At 46.6% G+C, this 4,580-nt stretch carries 4 protein-coding genes; all 4 read left to right on the forward strand.

The genetic code is table 11. The annotated features are described in order from the left end of the window. Positions 1 to 362 precede the first annotated feature (362 nt). Genes DEU29_RS13705 through DEU29_RS13720 form a run of 4 tightly spaced genes read left to right on the forward strand, consistent with a single transcriptional unit; the run spans position 363 to position 4,474 of the window. On the forward strand, positions 363 to 1,355 hold the full coding sequence (locus tag DEU29_RS13705) for a GDP-mannose 4,6-dehydratase (protein ID WP_133540944.1): 993 nt from the start codon (positions 363 to 365) through the stop codon (positions 1,353 to 1,355). Then, positions 1,352 to 2,107: a glycosyltransferase family 2 protein gene (locus tag DEU29_RS13710; RefSeq protein ID WP_133540946.1), complete on the forward strand. Its 756-nt coding sequence runs from the start codon at positions 1,352 to 1,354 to the stop codon at positions 2,105 to 2,107. The genes DEU29_RS13705 and DEU29_RS13710 overlap by 4 nt, the downstream gene beginning before the upstream one ends. Continuing rightward, positions 2,091 to 2,747: a TVP38/TMEM64 family protein gene (locus DEU29_RS13715; RefSeq protein ID WP_133540948.1), complete on the forward strand. Its 657-nt coding sequence runs from the start codon at positions 2,091 to 2,093 to the stop codon at positions 2,745 to 2,747. Before DEU29_RS13710 ends, DEU29_RS13715 begins: the two co-directional genes overlap by 17 nt. Next, positions 2,744 to 4,474, forward strand: a complete 1,731-nt coding sequence (locus DEU29_RS13720) for an ArnT family glycosyltransferase (RefSeq protein WP_133540950.1) — start codon at positions 2,744 to 2,746, stop codon at positions 4,472 to 4,474. Before DEU29_RS13715 ends, DEU29_RS13720 begins: the two co-directional genes overlap by 4 nt. Positions 4,475 to 4,580 lie beyond the last annotated feature (106 nt).

A 4,580-nucleotide genomic window follows, 5' to 3' on the forward strand; every position in this document is an offset into this window, starting at 1 on the left:
AGCGATAATATCGACCACTTACTGCCCTGGAATATCGAGCTCACACCCTAGCGTCAATTATCTTGGCCGGTTGTGTGGTTCGCGTTACGCTTACACCCGAACCACACAACCGGCCAAGATAATTGTCCTGTGAGCCGAGGCAATCATGACTAAAGCAAAGAAAAAAGCGAGGACGGATATGCGGACTTATCTGGACATTTTTCGTTTAAATGTTGAATTTTAATTATTGGATGATTTTCATAACTCTGTTTTATTACAAAATAATGATATGCAGATTTTTGATTTGTAATCTGCATTTAAGCTTATTTTAAGGTTTTCGTGTTAATTATTGATTTTGTTATCAATTAAATTAAGACGATTATATGTCTAATGTTCTCCTGATTACTGGCGTTGCAGGATTTATCGGTTTTCACACTGCATCTCATTTATTGTCACAAGGGCGCAATGTCGTTGGGATCGACAATCTAAATGACTACTACTCCGTGCAACTAAAGCACGATCGATTAAATCAACTAAAGCGATTCAAAAACTTTATATTTCACAAAGTTGATATCGAAAATGCCATTGCGCTCTCTGACTGCCTGGTTCAGTATCCCGTTACGCAAGTTATTCATCTTGCGGCTCAAGCAGGCGTTCGTTATTCCATAGAAAACCCACAAGCTTATGGTCGTAGCAATCTCATGGGCTTTTTAACTATATTAGAGTGGGTACGAAGCCATCCGATAAAACACTTCATTTACGCTTCATCAAGCTCTGTCTATGGCAATATCGAACCAGTGCCTTTCTCGACCAACGCCGCTGCCGACAAGCCTGTATCGCTGTACGCCGCCACAAAGCGCGCCAATGAACTGATGGCCGAAAGCTATAGCCATTTATTTAATATACCGGCGACGGGTCTCCGTTTTTTCACCGTTTACGGTCCATATGGTCGCCCGGACATGGCGCCGATGAAATTTGCCAAGCAGATTATGCAAGGGGGTCAAATTGATGTATTTAACCAGGGACAGTTATTCAGAGACTTCACCTTCATCGACGATATCGTCGAGGGCATTTCGCGCTTAATCGACAAACCGATGGAAACATCTCAAAAAGGGTCTCGGCATCGTGTTTTGAATATTGGTCGAGGTCAGCCCGTGAACTTACTTAAGTTTATTGAGATCCTCGAGCACGCTTTCGAAAAGTCTGTGAAAAAACACTATCTCCCCATGCAAGACGGTGACGTAAGTACAACTTGGGCTGACGTTAGCGAGTTGAGTGCCATAACTGGGTACTCACCACAAGTCGATATAGAGACGGGGATTCAACGATTTGCAGATTGGTACAAGAAATACGATGCACACGGACAGCTCGCATGATTGAATTTTCAGTTATTCTTCCGGCAAAAGACGAAGCCGATAATATCGGTGTTTTATTAACAGAAATTGACCGTGCTTTAGCAGGCCACCGCTATGAAGTCGTGTTAGTCGACGATGGCAGCACTGATCACACCGAGGAGCAAGCACTAACAATCGCGAATACCATGCAGGGCTCGGTCACTGTCATTCAACATGAGTCGAGCTGTGGTCAAAGCACAGCGCTGTATACAGCCGCCCAATATGCCCGCGGAGACTTCATCGTTGTGCTTGACGCCGATGGGCAAAACGATCCAGCCGATATTCCATTATTAAAGCAGGTAGCAAACGAGCTACACTCGCACCACTTTTGCGTCATCGGGCACCGTCAACAACGTAAAGATACGGCTTGGAAGCGATTTCAATCGCGTGTTGCTAACCGCTTTAGACAAGCAGTGCTAAAAGATGATACACCCGATACCGGCTGCGGGCTAAAGATCCTGCCTCGTCATACCTATTTACAGCTCCCCTACTTCCATCATATGCACCGCTTTGTGCCCGCGCTGGTTAAACGCATGGGGGGTAACGTAAAAAGCGTTCCGGTAAATCATCGCGCTCGGTTGCAAGGCGTCTCGAAATATAACGCGTGGAATCGCGCTTGGGCAGGGTTGTTAGATATCATGGGGGTGTTGTGGCTCATTTATCGTTCACGGCAACCTCAAATTAAGTCAATTAAGCGAAGCCAGGCGCCTCAGCTCGATGCAACGCGCGATTAAACTACTGGCCATCGTAGGCGTGTTTTTTGCCCTTGCCTTAGCCATTCAACAAGGATGGTTAGATGCTATTTCGACGTCAGAGCGAGCCATGCAGACGATAAAGCAAGCTGGCGTCAAAGGCTATGCCATTGTATTGACCGCTGCGACTTTGTTTATGGCAATTGGCGGTCCGCGACAGCTCATCGCGCTCGTATTGGGGTTTATACTGGGAACTGGTTGGGGGTTCGTCGCTGCATTATTGGTGAGCGGTCTTTCACTCGCGGTTACCTACTTTACTGCACACATGTTTTTACAGCCATTAATACGAAAACGTTTCAAAACTCAGAGCGAGCGGTTAGTAAAATGGATTCATGTTGCAACAACACGAAAGACAATGATGATTCGACTCATGCCCCTGGGCAGTAACCTGCTGACGAATTTATTGGCAGGGGCGACCAATGTTGACTTTAAGCGCTTCCTAGTTGGCAGTTTACTGGGCTATATTCCACAAACATTGGTATTTGTATTGGTAGGCAGCGGGATAGGTTTAGCGCAATCAGAAAAGCTCCTCATAAGCGGATTACTGTTTGTCATCGCATCAACCATTGGTATTCATCTCTATCGTTCACAGAGAAACTTGTCAGACGGAGTACCCTCATGACGTGGATTGACGCACTTGAGCAACGGCTCTCCTCTAACCGTACCAGTGAGTTCTTATTTTGGCTTTTGGTTGTTGCCGCATTACTAATTTTTTCAGGACTTGGACTTCGCTCGCCTTGGCCACCCGACGAGCCTCGTTTTGCTGATGTGGCGCGTGAGATGGTAGTCACTGGGCAATGGTTCTTCCCTGCGCGTGGCGAAGAGTTTTACCCCGATAAACCACCCATCTTTATGTGGTCTATCGCGTTATGTTACTACGTAATTGGCAACATCAAAGTAGCCGCCTTATTACCTAACGCGCTGTGTAGCCTGGTGAGTTTAATTGCCGTATTTGATATTAGTAAACGGATATGGGACATACGTATTGCAAGACACGCAACGCTGCTTCTGCTCATTACACCGCAGTTTCTAATTCAAGCGAAGTTCGCCCAAATCGATGCCATGGTCGCCTGTTGGATTACCCTAGGTTGCTACGGCTTATTACGTCACTTCTTTTGTGGTCCCCATTGGCGTTGGTACTTTATCGGCTGGGGATTCATGGGGTTAGGGATTATTACCAAAGGCGTTGGTTTTTTACCACTTCTGATGCTGTTACCCGTTGCGATTTATCATTTTACCCAGCAACGCTTAACTGACACATGGCGTTGGCGTGGATTGCTAGGCCCTATTGTTATGTTAACCGTGGTGGCGTGTTGGCTCGTACCTATGTACTTGATTGTAAGCCAAAACGGAAGCCCGGAATATCTCGCATACCGCGATAATATCTTGTTTAAACAAACCGGAGAACGCTACGTCGATCCATGGCATCACTTTAAGCCCTGGCATTACTTTATCAGTAGCGTGGTTCCTGCATTTTGGTTACCGCTGAGTGTATTATTACTGACGCAGATAAAAACCGTCGTGCAGCAGATTAAGCAGGACCCCCGTATTGCTGTATTATTTGGTTGGGTCATTTTAGTCATCTTCTTTTTTAGCTTAAGTCCCGCCAAACGAGGCGTTTATATACTGCCCGCATTACCCATGTTCTGTATCGCGATAGCCGCCGCTTGGCCCAACCTTTCGCTAAATCGTGCCAGTCGATGGTTTTTGCGCGCCTTGCTCACATTAATCATCATTGTTTTCACGGCACTGACTTACCTTGCTGCGATACACCATGACAAGCTTGTCGACAAACTCGACAACTACACGCAGAGCTTTCAACTGGTAGATAGTTTAGCCATCATTTTTGCGATTATCGTGGGGGCGATTTGCCTCGCGTGTGTAGTGCTATGGCGGAAGAGTTTATGGATCAAATATGGCTCAGCCGTTGCTATTATCTGCGTTACTGTGAGTTGGCTCGTGTACCCTCTCGCGGAGCCCTTACGCACCCCCCAAAACGTCATGCTTACGGCTGCGGCGAAAGTGAATAACGGCGAGCTAGCTATTCTTGATCTTAAAGAACAGCACTTGCTTTTTTCGCCTATTCCGCTGACTCACTTTAGCTATTTTACCGGCAATGCTGAACAGTTCCGTAACGCATGGCTATGGATAAACGAAGCACCCGACCGTTATATCATGGCGCCTGACAATATGCATTTTGAGTGTTTTGAACAAGCAGACGGAGAACCATTAGGTATCGCACATCGCGAGCACTGGCTACTTTTCAGTGCCAAGGATGCAGCGCCGTCGTGCCTCGCACCTGCCAAAGTGACTCGCTATCAAAGCCCAGCCAGTGATATTAACGAATAAACAATCGAAAGGGCCTTGTTGATCAAATCATTATTGAGGGTAAACTCCCCCTTTCCCCAACTCGGGGTTAGCGCACCATTTCGCTCACAGGCATACCAAGGCGTGT

Origin of the sequence: Idiomarina aquatica, from assembly GCF_004362895.1 — a bacterium.
Classification (GTDB): Bacteria; Pseudomonadota; Gammaproteobacteria; order Enterobacterales; family Alteromonadaceae; genus Idiomarina.

Bases quoted from the DNA above. Each gene is read 5' to 3' on its own strand.
- DEU29_RS13705 (WP_133540944.1), top strand. From the start codon at position 363: ATGTCTAATGTTCTCCTGATTACTGGCGTTGCAGGATTTATCGGTTTT.
- DEU29_RS13720 (WP_133540950.1), top strand. From the start codon at position 2,744: ATGACGTGGATTGACGCACTTGAGCAACGGCTCTCCTCTAACCGTACC.
- DEU29_RS13715 (WP_133540948.1), top strand. From the start codon at position 2,091: ATGCAACGCGCGATTAAACTACTGGCCATCGTAGGCGTGTTTTTTGCC.
- DEU29_RS13710 (WP_133540946.1), top strand. From the start codon at position 1,352: ATGATTGAATTTTCAGTTATTCTTCCGGCAAAAGACGAAGCCGATAAT.